This window comes from Isoptericola sp. 178 (assembly GCF_030586525.1).
In the GTDB taxonomy this organism is placed as follows: domain Bacteria; phylum Actinomycetota; class Actinomycetes; order Actinomycetales; family Cellulomonadaceae; genus Isoptericola; species Isoptericola sediminis.
Genome location: NZ_JAUQYN010000001.1, coordinates 945,911 through 959,813 on the forward strand (window position 1 = coordinate 945,911; position 13,903 = coordinate 959,813).

Consider the following 13,903-nt stretch of genomic DNA (forward strand, 5'->3'; position numbering starts at 1 on the left):
ACCCGAAGGAGCAACTCCCGTGGCCTCCACCGTGTACGACGTGACCACCTTTGCCGCGAGCGTCTCGCCGCAGGACGACATCGGGCAGGTGATCAACGAGATCATCGCCGACATCCACGCACGGCAGACCGGTCAAGCCACCCGTCCCGGCGCCGTCGTCTACATCCCCCCGGGTCACTACGTGTTGCGGACGACGGTGGTCGTCGACGTCGGGTTCCTGACGATCAAGGGCTCCGGCCACGGCTTCCTGTCGGAGGCGATCCGGGACGACGTCAATCACTCGGCGTGGGTCGAGACGCTCCCGGGGTCGAGCCACGTCCAGATCGCCAACGACGGTCAGGTGGGCTTCCTCGTGGACCGGGTGGGTGACCCGGGGACGAACGGTCGGCTCAACTCGGTCGTCTTCCAGGACTTCTGCCTCGACGGCATGAACAGCGCCAAGCCCTATGTCGGCACGAACGGCAACGGCAAGACCGGCATCAGGTTCGAGTACGACAACGACGCGATCCGCGTCGAGGGCATGGGCTTCGTCTACCTCGAGGAAGCCCTCACCGTCCGCAACGCCGACGCCTACAGCATCACGAACAACTTCATCGGCGAGTGCGGCCACGGGGTCAGGATGATCAACGGCTCGATCGCCGGAAAGATCACGAACAACTACATCGTCACGCCCTGGGGCGGTAACTCGATCTTCGTCGAGAACGCCGAGAACTGCCTGATCAACGGCAACAGTCTGCTGTGGGGGGCTCGCATCCAGTGCAAGAGCGTCCACCGAGCCGTGATCACGGGCAACAAGCTCGTGAGCAACTTCTCCGGGATGATCGTGCAGGAGACCCCCTGCCATGAGCACCTCATCTCCGGCAACCACTTCCGGCGGATCCACGGGGACGGTGGCCCGGCGCGCAACGACGACCTCTACGGGATGCTGCACCTCAACGGTGACGACAACGCGGTGACGGCCAACATGTTCTCGTTCGACGTCGGCAGCGGGGCCGTCGTCCCTGCAGGGGCCACTCCGACCGTCGTCCTCGTCAAGAGCGGCGCGAGGAACTTCCTCTCCAGCAACCAGCTCGCCGCGACCATGGCCGTGCGACACGTCGTGGACGCGAGCGCGACCTCGTCTAAGGTCCTGTGGTCGGGAACCGCGGGACAGCTGCAGGATCTGAGCTCGAGCACGTCGTTCGTGGCGACGCCGTGAGAGCCCCGCTCAGGCACCCCGCTCCGGACCACGACGCCCTGGTCGTCGGCGAGGCGTTGATCGATGAGGTCGTCGCCGCCGACGGTTCTGTCCGGGAGCATCCCGGAGGGAGTCCGGCGAACGTGGCGGTCACGCTCGGTCGGCTCGGCCGTCGACCGCGGCTCGCGACCCAGCTCGGTCGGGACGACAGGGGCCGCAGTGTGCAGCAGTGGTTGTCGGCGTCGGGAGTGGTACTGGCTCCCGGGTGCGAGCACGGGGGCCCGACGTCGGTCGCGACGTCTCGCCTGGGCGCCGACGGGGGAGCCACGTACGACTTCGCGCTGACCTGGTCACCGGACCTCTCCGGCGTCGGGACGGCGCCGCTGGTTCACGTCGGCAGCATCGCGACGCTCCTGGAGCCCGGGGCCGATGACGTGTTGCGGCTCCTCCACCGGTCGCGCGAGACCGCGCTCGTCACGTACGACCCGAACGTGCGCCCGACGATCTGCCCCGACCGCGAGGCGGTGCGAGGCCGGGTGGAACAGTTCGTCGGCCTGGCGGACGTCGTCAAGGTCTCGGACGAGGACCTCGCGTGGCTCTATCCCGGCGAGGGCGCGATGACGGTCCTGCGGCGGTGGGCGACCGCCGGGCCCGGGGCCGTCGTCGTCACACGGGGGGCCGAGGGTTCGGTGCTCCTGACGGGGGAGTCCTGCCGAGAGGTGCCGGGACGCAGCGTCGACGTGGTGGACACCATCGGTGCCGGCGACTCGTTCATGGGTGCGCTGATCCACGGACTGCTCGACCTGGTGCCCCTCGGAGCGGACGCGCGTACAGCGCTGCGTGGGGTGTCGGTGGAGACCCTGGCACCGATCGTGGAGTTCGCCGGCGAGGTCGCGGCCGTGACCGTCGCGCGCGCCGGGGCCAACCCCCCGTGGCGGCACGAGCTCGCTGCCTAGGGGCGGAGCGCGACCATCGGGTCCCTGGGGCTGCGCCCCGCGCGCCGCCACCGCGTCACGGGGCGGTCGCACTACGGTCGACACGTCCGGGTCCACCGGTTCAGCGAGGGAAGGAAGTCGATGGGTCTCTTCGGCCGACGTGCCCGACGTGCCCGCCCGGCCGGCCGCCGTCCGCCGGAGGTGCCCGACGTCGAGGCCTCCCGGCCGGTCGTCACCGAGCCGCTGGGTGCGTCGAAGCTGTGGTCCGACGGCATGGGCAAGGTCGCGACGCGCTCGGTGCAGGCGCTCGCGGTGATCGCCCTCGTCGGCGTGCTGGTGTTCGCGAGCACCCGGCTGACCCTGGTGGTCATCCCGGTGCTCATCGCGCTGGTCCTCGCCGCGGCGATCTCACCGCTGGTGTCCTGGCTGCGCCGCCGCGGGGTGCGGTCGATCCTCGCGACGTGGCTCGCGCTGATCGCGCTGCTCGCCATCCTCGGTGCCGTCCTGTGGCTCGTCGTGCGGGCCGTCGTCGACCAGTGGGACGAGCTTCAGCAACAGGCGCTCGACGGCTTCGACTCCTTGCAGACCTACGTCCAGGACCTGCCGTTCCAGATCTCCTCCGAGCAGATCAGCTCGGTGCGGGACTCCGCGGTGAACTTCCTCCAGTCCAGCGCGGTGGGGTCCGGTGCGCTCCAGGGGGTGTCGCAGACCGCGGACTTCGTCGCGGGCTTCTTCATCATGGTCGTGGTCCTGTTCTTCTTCCTCAAGGACGGCCCGGCGATGTGGGAGTTCCTGCTGCGGCCGTTCGACGGCGAGGCGTACCAGCGGGGACGGCGCGTCGGCACGGCGACCATCCAGACCCTGGGCAACTACGTCCGCGGGACGGCGATCGTGGCGGCCGTCGACGCGATCGGCATCGGCATCGGCCTCGCGATCGTGGGCGTCCCCCTGGCGCTCCCGCTGTCGGTCCTGGTCTTCCTGCTCGCCTTCATCCCCCTCGTCGGTGCGACCCTGGCGGGCATCCTCGCCGCGCTGGTCGCGCTGGTCGCCGTCGGCCCGGTCGAGGCGCTGATCGTCGTCGCGATCGTCGTCGGCGTGAACCAGCTCGAGGGCAACTTCCTGCAGCCGATCGTCATGGGCCGCACGCTCAGGCTGCACCCGCTCGTCATCCTCTTCGCGCTGACGGCCGGGACGGTGCTCGTCGGCATCACCGGCGCGGTGCTCGCCGTGCCGATCGCCGCGTCGATCTGGCGGGCGATCCAGGTGTGGGACGGGCCCGACCTGCCCGCGAAGTTCGCCCGGCAGAAGCGGGTCGAGACCGTCTGACGGCGCCGGTGGTGCCAGCGCCGTGCCGCCCCACCCACATCGGTGACCAGGCGCCTCCGCCCGGCGCCGGACCCGCTACCTTCACCTCGTGCATCACCTGCGGAGAACGGCCCGGTTCATGGCTCTTGTCGCGGCTCTGCTGGCGATCGCGGACGGCTTCCGGTGGGGCAACCGCTGGTACGTCTCGACGATGTACGGCGGTGCGGCGGACGGCGGTGCGCTCGCGGTGGAGCGGCTGGTTGCCGCGCACAGCGCTCTGGTCAGCGGTCTGGGTTGGCTGTGCCTGGCGGTCGCGGCTGCAGTCCTGGGATGGCGCCTCCGGATCGTCGCGGCTCCGGGCGTCCGTTAACGCATTCCTGCCAGGAGCAGGTGGGTGAGCTTGCGGGCGTCGTAGCGGCCGTCGTCACCGGCGAAGAGGCAGAGGTTGCCGATGCCGCGCATGAGCTCGTAGCCGCTGACGTCGACGGCGACCTCTCCGTCCTCGCGCGCTGCGGCGAGGAGACGGTCGCAGATCGGCACGAGGCGGTCGAGGAAGTAGTCGTGCAGACCGCTGCCCGACTCGTCGCTGGTGCGGACGGAGGCGAGGCCGTGCTTGGTCGCCAGGAAGTCCACGAAGGCGTCGATCCACTCGCTGAGTGCGGCGAAGCGTGACGAGTCGTCCTGGAGCAGCGTCTCGCCGAGGTCGACGCACGCGTCGACCTGGTGGCGGTAGACGGCGGCGACGAGCTCGGCACGGGAGGGGAAGTGCCGGTAGATGGTGCCCATCCCGACCCCTGCCTCGGCGGCGATGAGCCGCACCGGGGCGTCGATCCCTGACTCCGCGAACACCCGCGCCGCGGCCTCGAGCAGGGCTTGCTCGTTGCGTCGGGCGTCGGAGCGCCGCGTCCGGGTCGGAGCCACGGGCTCGCTGCGGTCGGACTGGGTGGGGGGCATGACAGGACTCCTCCTTGCTAAACGGAACATCGCTCCGTATATTTAACGGAGCAGCGTTCCGCTTCAATGATGCCAGACCCTCGCTGCACCGCACCATCCTCATGACAGGAGAACGCTCATGCAGTACCGCACGCTCGGGCACACCGGCATCCAGGTGAGCAGCCTGGCGCTGGGCACGATGAACTTCGGGAAGATCGGCGGCACGACGCAGGCCGAGGTCGACACCCTCGTCGGCACCGCGCTGGATGCCGGGATCAACCTCGTCGACACCGCCGACGTCTACAGCGCAGGGGAGTCGGAGGAGCTGCTCGGCAAGGCCCTCGTCGGCCGCCGCGACGACGTCGTGCTCGCCACCAAGGCCGGGCTCCCGATGGGCGACGGACCTGGCCAGAGGGGTGCGTCGCGGCGCTGGCTCACCACGGCGCTGGACGCGAGTCTGCGCAGGCTGGGGGTCGACCATGTCGACCTGTTCCAGATCCACCGGTGGGACCCGGCCACGAGCGACGAGGAGACTCTCGCGGCGCTGTCGGATCTGCAGCGGGCCGGGAAGATCCGCCACTTCGGCACCTCGACCTACCCGGCCTACCGGATGGTCCAGGCCCAGTGGGCGGCCGCCGAGGCGAAGCTCGGTCGGTTCGTCACGGAGCAGCCCAGCTACTCGCTCCTGCAGCGCGGCGTCGAGCGGGACGTGCTGCCCGTGGCGCAGCAGTACGGGCTCGGAGTGATGGTGTGGAGTCCGCTGGCGTCGGGATGGCTCTCCGGAGCCGTGCGCCGCGACCAGGAGGTCACCACCCACCGCGCGGCGTTCATGCCGCAGCGGTTCGACCTCGCCGACCGCGCGAACCAGGCGCGGATGGACGCTGTCGAGCAGCTCGCGGCCGTCGCCGAGGAGGCCGGCCTGAGCCTCGTCCAGCTCGCGCTGGGGTTCGTGACCGCCCATCCCGGCGTCACCAGCGCCCTGATCGGGCCGCGCACGCCCGACCACCTCGCCTCGCAGCTCGCGGCCGCCGAGACGGTGCTGACGGCCGAGATGCTCGACGCGATCGACGCGATCGTCCCGCCCGGCACCGACCTGGCTGCGCACGAGAAGAACGACGCCCCGCCGGCGTTGCAGGACGCGGCGCTGCGCCGTCGGTGAGCTGAACCGCCCCGTCCTCGAACCAGGTGACCCGGGGCGCCCGAGGAGTCGGGCGCCCCCGGGTCACCTACGCGTAGTCGGCCCAGACGCGGCGCTCCGCCCCGTCGACCGTGAGCATCCCGCCGTACGGCAGGATCCACTGCGGCCGGGTGTGGCCGAACGGCACCCCGACGACGATCACGGCCTCCGGGTTGTAGCGCTGCACGGTCTCGATGACGACGTCGCGCTGCTCGGCGCGCTTCACGGTGCGCTCCGCGGGCGTGAGCTTCACGTCGAACGACGTGGTCGGTGGGCGCGCGACGACGACGGCGTCGACGGCGTCGAGCAGCCCGCGCTCGCCGAGGGAGCGCACGACGAAGCCCACCTCCCGGGCGGGCAGCAGCTCCTCGGAGGTCTCGAGCAGCAGGACGCCGCCGTCGACGACGGCAGGGTCGGCCGGGAAGCGGCCCGCGGTGAGGATCCACTCGATCACCTCGATGCAGCCTCCCCAGGTCCGTCCGGTGACGGACCGCTCGGGCCCCGCCCACGTCCACGGCTCGGTGGGTTCGCGGTCGCCGAACGAGGTGAGGGCGGCCGGGTCCTGCCAGTCGACGCCGAAGTCCTCGGCCTCGCCGGGTTCGGTGATCTCCAACCGCTCGCCCGTCAGCAGGGCGGCGCGCAGGGACGCGGCGTGGACCGGGTCGACGGACGGCCCGGGCCCGAGGTGCACCTGGGTCGACCCGCCGTAGTAGCCCGCGACGCCGTGCGTCCACAGCCAGCTCAGCAGGTTCGTGTTGTCGCTGTACCCGAGGAACGGCTTCGGGTCGGCGCGCACCAGGTCGGCCTCGAGGTGCGGGATCACGGTGATCTGGTCCTCGCCGCCGATCGTGGCCAGCACCGCACGGATCTCGGGGTCGCCGAAGGCGGTGTTGAGGTCTGCGGCGCGGTCCTGCGGCGTCGCGCCGAGGCGTCGGGTGGTCGGGTACTCGACCGGGACCAGACCGGTGATCTCCTGGAGCCGCTCCATGGCCTGCTCGTGCACCGCGGGCGCGAACCCGGGTGCCGCGAACGACGGCGAGACGACGGCGACCTTGTCACCGGGTGCGGGCTTGCGGGGCGATATGAGCTCCATGTCCGTCATGGTGCCGTGGGTGCGGGCGACGGGGGAACCTGATTCCCGGCCCACCAGTCCACCGCGGCGGAGACCACCCGCTCGGGGGACCGGACCCAGCGGATGTGGTCGTTGCTGGCTCCGGCGGGCACCTCGCGGTCGGCGTAGTGCCAGCGGGTGACGGTCCCGGGTGCGAACAGGTCGCGGGCGAACGCCTCGACCGCCCGGCGTGGTGCCAGCGGGTCGTCGCCGAGGCTGACGACGAGCGACGGCGTCGCGATGGGTGGTGCGGTCGGGAAGGGCGGCCGTCCGCTCCGTGCCATCGTCGCCCACTCGCGCATGAGGGTGCGAGCGCCGGGACCGCCGAACGCCGGCCGGGGGAGGTACCCGAAGACGGCCGTCAGCGTCGGCACGATCACGCCTCCCATGAGCACGAGGTGCAGGCCGCCGTACGGGAAGTGGCGGTGGTAGGGCAGGGCTCCGGCGACGGTGATCAGCCCGTCCACTCTGCCGCCGGTCAGCAGGTACCCCGCCGCGAGCTGCGCGCCGAGGCTGTGGCCGAGCAGCAGGACGGGACGGTCCGGACGCTCCCGGCGTGCCGCGGCGACGGCGTCCGCGATGTCGTCGATCTCGTCCTGGTAGGCCCAGTCCAGCCCCCGGCCGGCCGTGACCGACGGGTCCTCGAAGCCGCGACGGGTCAGGGCGCGCGCGTCCCACCCGGCCTCCTCGAACGCCGCGACCACCGGCCGGTAGTAGCGGGAGCCGATGGCCATCGCCGGGGAGATCAGCACCACGGGTGCCGGCTCGCCGGAGCTCCGGCCGTTCGTTCCCAGGGTGGTCTGCATCGATCTCGACTTTCGACGGCCTCGCCGCGCAGCAGTGTGAGGGCGGCACACCTGAGCCTAGGGGCAGCGCGTGCACGCTGCGGTCGCCGCGATCCTCGCCGTCGGTTTGGATGGTCAGGTCCCGACACCCGCTCGACTGGAGGCACACCCGTGACCCGACGCATCCTCCACGTGGTCACCAACGTCGGCCACTACGACGACCCGTCGCACCCGACCGGACTGTGGCTGTCCGAGCTCACGCACGCCTGGCACGTCTTCGCCGAGCACGGCTTCGAGCAGACGATCGTCAGCCCGCAGGGCGGGCGCTCGCCCCTGGAACCGCGGTCCCTGAAGTTCCCGACCTACGACAAGACCGCCAAGGCATGGCACGGCGACCCGGACCGGATGGAGCTGCTGGAGCACACCGCCGGCCCGGACGAGATCGACGCCGCGGACTACGACGCGATCTACTTCACCGGCGGTCACGGGGTGATGTACGACTTCCCCGACAGCGAGGGCCTGCAGCGGATCACCCGACAGATCTGGGAGCAGGGCGGCGTCGTGGCCTCCGTCTGCCACGGCTACTGCGGCCTGCTCAACACGCTGCTCTCCGACGGCAGCCTCCTCATCGCCGGACGGCAGGTCACCGGCTTCGCCTGGACCGAAGAGGTGGTCGCGCGCGTCGACAAGCTCGTGCCGTACAACGTCGAGGAGGAGGCGAAGAAGAGGGGCGCGCGCTACCAGAAGGCGACGCTGCCGTTCGCTCCGTACACCGTCGTCGACGGACGCCTCGTCACCGGGCAGAACCCCGGCTCCGCGAAGAAGACCGCCGAGAAGGTCGCCGAGCTGCTCTGAGGCTCAGCAGGAACCACCAGCACCTCCCGGCTCATCCCCGCCCGGCCCTGGCCTCGGCGGGCACGGGCTCCTGCCCGAGCCGGCGGGCCAGCACCGAACAGACCACGAGCTGGAGCTGGTGGAAGACGACCAGCGGCACGACGACGACGGCGAGCGTCGCGGCGGGCAGCAGCGCCGAGGCCATCGGCAGACCCGTGGCCAGCGACTTCATCCCCCCGACGAGCAGCAGGGTGACCCGCTGGTCGCGCGGCAGCCCCAGCGCCCGGCCGCCCCACCACGTGAGGGCCAGCATGACGGCCAGCAGCACCCCGGCGGACCCGACGAGCACGAGCACGACCCCCACGGTCATGTCCGCCCAGATGCCCTCGGCGGTGGCGCCGCTGATCGCCGTGAACACGATGAGCAGGATCGTCCCGCGGTCCACCGCCGTGGTGACGGCCTTGTGCCGACGCACGAGACCGCCCACCCAGGGCTGCAGGAGCTGGCCGAGCACCAGCGGCGCGAGGAGCTGCAGCAGCACGGTCTGCAGGCCGTCCGCCCCGACGGCGCCGTCGCCGGCGACCGCTCCGCTCATCAGGCCGAGGACCAGCAGGGGAGTGGCGACCATGCCGACAACGTTCGACACGGTCGCCCCGCAGATCGCGCCGGCGACGTCGCCGCGTGCCACGGACGTGAACGCGACGGCGGAGTTCACCGTGGACGGCAGGAGCGAGACGCACAGGAGCCCGACGGCGATCCCCTGGCCGACGACCGGGCCGGCGGCCGCGGAGACGCCGAGCCCGACGAGCGGGAACACGACGAACGTCGCGACGAGCAGCGATCCCTGCAGGCGCCAGTCGGTCAGCGACCGCCAGATCTCCCGCGTCGGCAGCCGTGCTCCGTAGAGCAGGAACAGCAGGGCGATCGCGACGTCGGTGACGACGTCGAGCGCTTCCCGGGCGCCGTCGGGGACGGGCACCACGACGCCGACCAGGAGGGCGAGGACGATGGCGACGACGAACGGGTCGACCCACTGGCGTACCCCGCGCCACAGGCTGGATCGTCGTGTCACAAGTGGTCCCTCTCGGTCGTCGCGTCGACCGTACGGTACGCGTCGACGTGCACGGGGCGTCTGGTTCGACGTCGGCGGCCCGCCCGTGACCAGGGCGAGGCGTTCGCCGCGACCTCTCAGCTTCCCGTCGACGCCTGGTCGTACGCGTCCCGCGCGCGCTCGACCTCGTCGGCGTTCTCGGCGGCCCAGATGATCAAGGCGTCGACGGGCTCCCGGAGGGTCTTGCCCAGGGGCGAGATGCGGTACTCCACGGCCACCGGGCGGGTCGACAGCACGACCCGCGTGACGATGCCGTTGCGTTCGAGCCGCCGCAGCGTCGCGCTGAGCGACTTCTGCGTCACCCCGGGGATGGCCCGACGGAGCCCGTTGAACCGCAGGGGCTGCTCGCACAGGAGCTCGAGGATCTCGAGGGACCACTTGTCGAGGACCTGGTCGAGCAGGTCGCGGCGGTGCTGGGCGATCGTCAGGTGTGGTGCGGGTGACGTGGTGTCGTTCATGAAACCTGGTCTCGTTGTAGTGACTTCCTGCTACTAGGTACCTTACAGAAACCAGATCACCGAGTACAGGAGGATTCCCATGACCGTCACCTATGTGTCGCCCGAGGGCATGACGCAGCCCGTTCCCTACCACCACGTCGCCGTCGCGACGGGCACCCGCCAGGTCCACGTGGCCGGTCAGGTCAGCCGTGACGCCGACGGGCAGGCGCTCTCCGCCGACCTCCGCGGCCAGACCGCGGACGCGCTGCGCAACGTCGCGGTCGGGCTGGCCGGGGGCGGCGCGGGCTTCGCCGACGTCGTCCGCCTCACGTTCTACGTGACCGGATGGCGACCGGACCGCATCGAGGACTTCCTGGCCGGCGTCGGGGACGTCGCCGCGGAGCTCGGCCTGCCCCAGCCGCTGCCGCCGTCGTCGCTCATCGGGGTCGAGATCCTGTTCGAGCCCGACGTCCTCGTCGAGGTCGAGGCGATCGCGGTCACCGACTGAGAGCCGCCGCACCGCGCACGCACGAGTCCCGGCCGGATCGATGATCCGGCCGGGACTCGTCGTCTACCCCTGGGGGCGTCCGGTCAGGACCGGACGAACTCCAGCAGCGCCTCGTTGACCTCGGACGCGTGCGTCCACAGCAGCCCGTGGGGCGCACCCTCGATCTCGACGTACTCCGCCTCGGGCAGGGCGTCGCGGAAACGTCGGCCGGTGGCGTCGATCGGCAGGATGTTGTCCTTCGTCCCGTGCAGGATGAGCGTCGGCTTGGCCGCGGCCCGGACGGCCTCGACGTCGGGCCGGAAGTCCTCGATCCAGGCCGGGACGACGCTGTAGGCCGCGACGGGCGCGGAGCCGACGGCGGTGTTCCAGTTGGCCCGGACGACCTCCTCCGAGATCCGGCTGCCGAGGGTCTCGTCGAGGTTGTAGAAGTCCTGGTAGAACTGCGTGAACCAGGCGTAGCGGTCGGCTCGGGCCGTCGCGGCGATCCCGTCGAAGACCGACTGCGGCACACCCTCCGGGTTGTCGTCGCGCTGGACGAGGAACGGCTCCAGCGAGGCGAGGAACGCCAGCTTGGCGACCCGGTCGTGCCCGTACTTCCTCACGTACCGGGCCAGCTCGCCCGTACCCATCGAGAAGCCCACGAGGATGACGTCGCGCAGGTCGAGGTTCTCGAGCAGGGCGTCGAGGTCCCCGGCGAACGTGTCGTAGTCGTACCCGGCCCCGACCTTGCTCGACCGGCCGAACCCGCGGCGGTCGTAGGTGATGACGCGGTACCCGGCGTCCACGAGCTCGCGGGCCTGCAGCTCCCAGCTGTTGCCGTCGAGCGGGTAGCCGTGGATGAGGACGACGGGCTGGCCGGTGCCGTGGTCCTCGTAGTAGATCTCGACGTCGGTGCTGTTCTCGTGGCTGACGGTGATGTAGCCCATGGTGGCGTTCCCTCCGAATGGTGGAGAACGATCGTTCTCCGTTGGGGGTCGTAACCTGGAGAACGATGGTTTTGTTCCCGGGAGGTGGTCGGCGTGACGAAGCTCGACGACGCGGGCGCCCGGGAGGCGATCGTCACGGCCGCCGACCGGCTGTTCTACGTCCGTGGCATCCAGAACGTCGGCATGGACGCGGTCCGCGCCGAGGCGGGGATGTCGCTGAAGCGGATCTACGCCCTGTTCCCGTCCAAGGAGCATCTCGTCGTCGCCGTGCTGGCCCACCGGACGACGATCTGGTGGAGCGGTGTCGACCGGGCCGCCGAGGGGGCGGGCTCACCCCGGGAGCAGCTGCTGTCCGTGTTCGACTTCCTCGAGGCGTGGTTCCGCGAGGACGACTTCCGCGGCTGTGCGTTCATCAACTCCTTCGGCGAGCTCGGCGCGACGTCGCCCCGGGTGGTGGCCGCCGTGCGTGAGCAGAAGGAGTCGGTCCGGGCGTACGTCCGCGACCTGGTCCGCCGGGAAGGGCTCCCCGATGACGTCGCACTGCAGGTCGACCTCCTCGTCGAGGGCGCGCAGACCACGGCGGCGATCACCCGGGACGACGACGTCGCGCCGCAGGCCCGCCGTGCCGCTGCCGCGCTGCTCGACGCGGCGGCCGCGTCGGGCGGGAGCCGGGTGGGGACCACCGCTGACTCACGGTGACCGCGCCCTCGCGCGCGATCCCGTCAGGTGGTCTCCCGGGCCTGCTGTCGCGAGTAGTGGCGGCGCGCCTTCATGCGGTTGCCGCAGGTGGCCATGGAGCACCACCGTGCCGTGTTGCCCTTGGACCGGTCGACGAGGAACCGTCGGCACTCGGGGTTCCCGCACGGGCGGAGCCTGCCGGGTCGACGGGTGACGAGCTCGGACCAGGTGATGATCGCGCGCGCCGCGGGCAGCGTCGCGGCGGGGCCGGCGAGGTGCCAGTGCAGGCCGTCCGGGGTGAGCGGCGACGGTTCCTGCGCGACGTCCCGAAGGATCTGGTCCAGCTCGTCGCCGACCGTGCCCGTGCGCGCCACCTCCTGCAGCCCGTCGCGGGCTCGGGCCAGCTCGCGCACCTCGCTCGTCGTCCCCTGCCCGCCGAAGCGTCGCGCGAGGTCCGCCGCGTGGTCCGGGTCGGCCATCAGGTCCTCGACGACGCCGTCCGTGACGGGTGTGGAGTTCAGCAGCGCGAGCAGCGCGTCGACGGAATCGTCGTCCGCCACCATATCCAACCCCCTCAATGGTCTTGAACGGTTAGGTCCAGCGTGGTCTACTGACCTAACCACCGAAACCATTTTAGACCGAAGGGCGTCGTCGTGAACACCTACCACCGCTTCGTGGACATCGAAGGGCTGCGAGTCTTCTACCGGGAGGCGGGCGACCCCGCGGCTCCCACCGTCGTGCTGCTGCACGGCTACCCGACCAGCTCGTTCATGTTCCGCCACCTCATCCCCGAGCTGGCCGGCGACTTCCACGTGATCGCGCCCGACCACATCGGGTTCGGGCTCTCCGACGCGCCGTCGGTGGACGAGTTCGGGTACACCTTCGACGCCCTGGCCGCGCACACCGCGAAGCTCCTCGAAGCCCTCGGCGTCGACACCTACGCGATCTACGTCCAGGACTACGGGGCACCGATCGGCTGGCGCCTCGCGCTGGAGGACCCCGAGCGGGTGTGGGCCGTCGTCAGCCAGAACGGCAACGCCTACGAGGAGGGCTTCGTCGAGGGGTTCTGGTCGGACGTGTGGGCCTACGCCGCCGAGCCGAACGCCGAGACCGAGGCCGCGTTGCGGCCGGCGCTCGGCGAGGAGGCCATCCGGTGGCAGTACACCCACGGCGTTCCCGACCCGGCCGTCGTGAGCCCGGACACCTGGCGGCACGACGCCGCGCTGGTCGCCCGGCCCGGCAACGACCGGGCCCAGCTCGCGCTCTTCCGCGACTACATCACCAACGTCCGGCTCTACCCGGCCCTCCACGAGTACCTGCGCGACTCCCGCGTCCCGGTCCTCGCGATCTGGGGCAAGAACGACGAGATCTTCGGGCCCGCGGGCGCCGAGGCCTTCCGCCGCCACGCCCACGACCCCGAGATCCACCTGCTCGACGGCGGGCACTTCCTGCTCGAGAGCGCGCTCGACGAGGTGGCGCCCCTGATGCGCCGGTTCCTCGCCCGGCACTCCTGATGCGGCCGCGCCGGCCGCGTGGTCACGAACGGGCGGCGGGCAGCCCTTCCGTGCGCGCCTTGAGGGCATCGTTCATCTGCTCGAACCCGAGCCGTGTCGGGGCGAGGATCGACCGGAGCAACGGGACCAGGACGCCGCTGAAGGTCTCGCTCTGGGTCAGCAGCGTCCGGCCGGAGGAGAGCTCGTCGAGCTCGAAGCGGTGGTCGCCGTCGAAGATCCCGGGGAGCAGGAGGCGGCCCCGCCAGTGCAGCACCCGCCCCGGCTCCCGGTCGACGACCGTGGGCCGGAAGGTCATCGGGCGCCCGCCGGGAGGCTCGATCACGGCCTCGAGCCGGGACCCCACCTCGAGGTCCCCGGAGAGGCGCGTGATGAACGGGTTCCAGTCCGGGTAGCGAGCGGTGTCGGCGAGCACGCTCCAGACGTCGGCCGGTGCGCGGTCGATCTCGACGGCGTGACTGATGGTCGTGGACAT

17 protein-coding genes are annotated in these 13,903 nt (G+C 71.2%); 9 read left to right on the forward strand and 8 right to left on the reverse strand.

What is annotated here, in order from left to right; all coding sequences use genetic code 11:
• The first annotated feature begins 19 nt into the window (after positions 1–19).
• The 4 genes from Q6349_RS04405 to Q6349_RS04420 all read left to right on the forward strand — a co-directional run bounded on the left by Q6349_RS04405 (position 20) and on the right by Q6349_RS04420 (position 3,787).
• Positions 20–1,198: a fructotransferase gene (locus tag Q6349_RS04405; RefSeq protein WP_304603021.1), complete on the forward strand. Its 1,179-nt coding sequence runs from the start codon at positions 20–22 to the stop codon at positions 1,196–1,198.
• Positions 1,195–2,133, forward strand: coding sequence for a carbohydrate kinase (locus Q6349_RS04410; RefSeq protein WP_304603022.1), 939 nt, complete (start codon positions 1,195–1,197; stop codon positions 2,131–2,133). Before Q6349_RS04405 ends, Q6349_RS04410 begins: the two co-directional genes overlap by 4 nt.
• A gap of 120 nt (positions 2,134–2,253) precedes the next feature.
• The gene (locus Q6349_RS04415) at positions 2,254–3,438 is read left to right on the forward strand and encodes an AI-2E family transporter (RefSeq protein WP_304603023.1); all 1,185 of its coding nucleotides are present in this window, start codon (positions 2,254–2,256) and stop codon (positions 3,436–3,438) included.
• A 118-nt stretch (positions 3,439–3,556) separates the two neighbouring features.
• Positions 3,557–3,787, forward strand: a complete 231-nt coding sequence (locus Q6349_RS04420; protein ID WP_304603024.1) for a hypothetical protein — start codon at positions 3,557–3,559, stop codon at positions 3,785–3,787.
• On the opposite strand, the gene Q6349_RS04425 is transcribed toward Q6349_RS04420, so the two are convergent.
• On the reverse strand, positions 3,784–4,371 hold the full coding sequence (locus tag Q6349_RS04425) for a TetR/AcrR family transcriptional regulator (protein ID WP_304603025.1): 588 nt from the start codon (positions 4,369–4,371) through the stop codon (positions 3,784–3,786). The two genes, Q6349_RS04420 and Q6349_RS04425, sit on opposite strands and share 4 nt — an antisense overlap.
• Positions 4,372–4,489: 118 nt before the next feature.
• Between Q6349_RS04425 and Q6349_RS04430 the strand changes: the two genes are divergently transcribed.
• Entirely contained in the window at positions 4,490–5,509 is a 1,020-nt protein-coding gene (locus Q6349_RS04430; RefSeq protein WP_304603026.1) for an aldo/keto reductase, read from the forward strand.
• Between the two features lie 67 nt (positions 5,510–5,576).
• Here Q6349_RS04430 and Q6349_RS04435 read toward each other — a convergent pair whose 3' ends face one another.
• Complete coding sequence (locus Q6349_RS04435) at positions 5,577–6,629, reverse strand: S66 peptidase family protein (RefSeq protein WP_304603027.1); 1,053 nt, start codon at positions 6,627–6,629, stop codon at positions 5,577–5,579.
• A complete protein-coding gene (locus Q6349_RS04440; protein ID WP_304603028.1) occupies positions 6,626–7,444 on the reverse strand; it encodes an alpha/beta fold hydrolase in 819 nt (272 codons plus the stop codon). Before Q6349_RS04440 ends, Q6349_RS04435 begins: the two co-directional genes overlap by 4 nt.
• 150 nt (positions 7,445–7,594) lie before the next feature.
• On the opposite strand from Q6349_RS04440, the gene Q6349_RS04445 reads away from it, so the two are divergent.
• A complete protein-coding gene (locus Q6349_RS04445) occupies positions 7,595–8,278 on the forward strand; it encodes a type 1 glutamine amidotransferase domain-containing protein (RefSeq protein ID WP_304603029.1) in 684 nt (227 codons plus the stop codon).
• Between the two features lie 31 nt (positions 8,279–8,309).
• Here Q6349_RS04445 and Q6349_RS04450 read toward each other — a convergent pair whose 3' ends face one another.
• Together Q6349_RS04450 and Q6349_RS04455 are read right to left on the reverse strand one after the other, a co-directional pair.
• The gene (locus tag Q6349_RS04450; RefSeq protein WP_304603030.1) at positions 8,310–9,329 is read right to left on the reverse strand and encodes a bile acid:sodium symporter family protein; all 1,020 of its coding nucleotides are present in this window, start codon (positions 9,327–9,329) and stop codon (positions 8,310–8,312) included.
• Positions 9,330–9,445: 116 nt separating this feature from the next.
• Positions 9,446–9,826: a helix-turn-helix domain-containing protein gene (locus Q6349_RS04455; protein WP_304603031.1), complete on the reverse strand. Its 381-nt coding sequence runs from the start codon at positions 9,824–9,826 to the stop codon at positions 9,446–9,448.
• Positions 9,827–9,905: 79 nt separating this feature from the next.
• Here Q6349_RS04455 and Q6349_RS04460 point away from each other — a divergent pair, with 79 nt between their 5' ends.
• Positions 9,906–10,313, forward strand: a complete 408-nt coding sequence (locus Q6349_RS04460) for a RidA family protein (protein WP_304603032.1) — start codon at positions 9,906–9,908, stop codon at positions 10,311–10,313.
• Positions 10,314–10,396: 83 nt separating this feature from the next.
• Here Q6349_RS04460 and Q6349_RS04465 read toward each other — a convergent pair whose 3' ends face one another.
• Entirely contained in the window at positions 10,397–11,239 is an 843-nt protein-coding gene (locus Q6349_RS04465) for an alpha/beta fold hydrolase (protein WP_304603033.1), read from the reverse strand.
• Positions 11,240–11,332: 93 nt separating this feature from the next.
• On the opposite strand from Q6349_RS04465, the gene Q6349_RS04470 reads away from it, so the two are divergent.
• Positions 11,333–11,938: a TetR/AcrR family transcriptional regulator gene (locus Q6349_RS04470; protein ID WP_304603034.1), complete on the forward strand. Its 606-nt coding sequence runs from the start codon at positions 11,333–11,335 to the stop codon at positions 11,936–11,938.
• A 23-nt stretch (positions 11,939–11,961) separates the two neighbouring features.
• On the opposite strand, the gene Q6349_RS04475 is transcribed toward Q6349_RS04470, so the two are convergent.
• On the reverse strand, positions 11,962–12,477 hold the full coding sequence (locus Q6349_RS04475; RefSeq protein WP_304603035.1) for a CGNR zinc finger domain-containing protein: 516 nt from the start codon (positions 12,475–12,477) through the stop codon (positions 11,962–11,964).
• Positions 12,478–12,570: 93 nt separating this feature from the next.
• Here Q6349_RS04475 and Q6349_RS04480 point away from each other — a divergent pair, with 93 nt between their 5' ends.
• Positions 12,571–13,431: an alpha/beta fold hydrolase gene (locus Q6349_RS04480; RefSeq protein ID WP_304603036.1), complete on the forward strand. Its 861-nt coding sequence runs from the start codon at positions 12,571–12,573 to the stop codon at positions 13,429–13,431.
• Between the two features lie 22 nt (positions 13,432–13,453).
• On the opposite strand, the gene Q6349_RS04485 is transcribed toward Q6349_RS04480, so the two are convergent.
• Positions 13,454–13,903 carry an SRPBCC domain-containing protein gene (locus Q6349_RS04485; protein ID WP_304603037.1) on the reverse strand — a complete coding sequence of 150 codons (450 nt, stop codon included), beginning with the start codon at positions 13,901–13,903 and terminating at the stop codon, positions 13,454–13,456.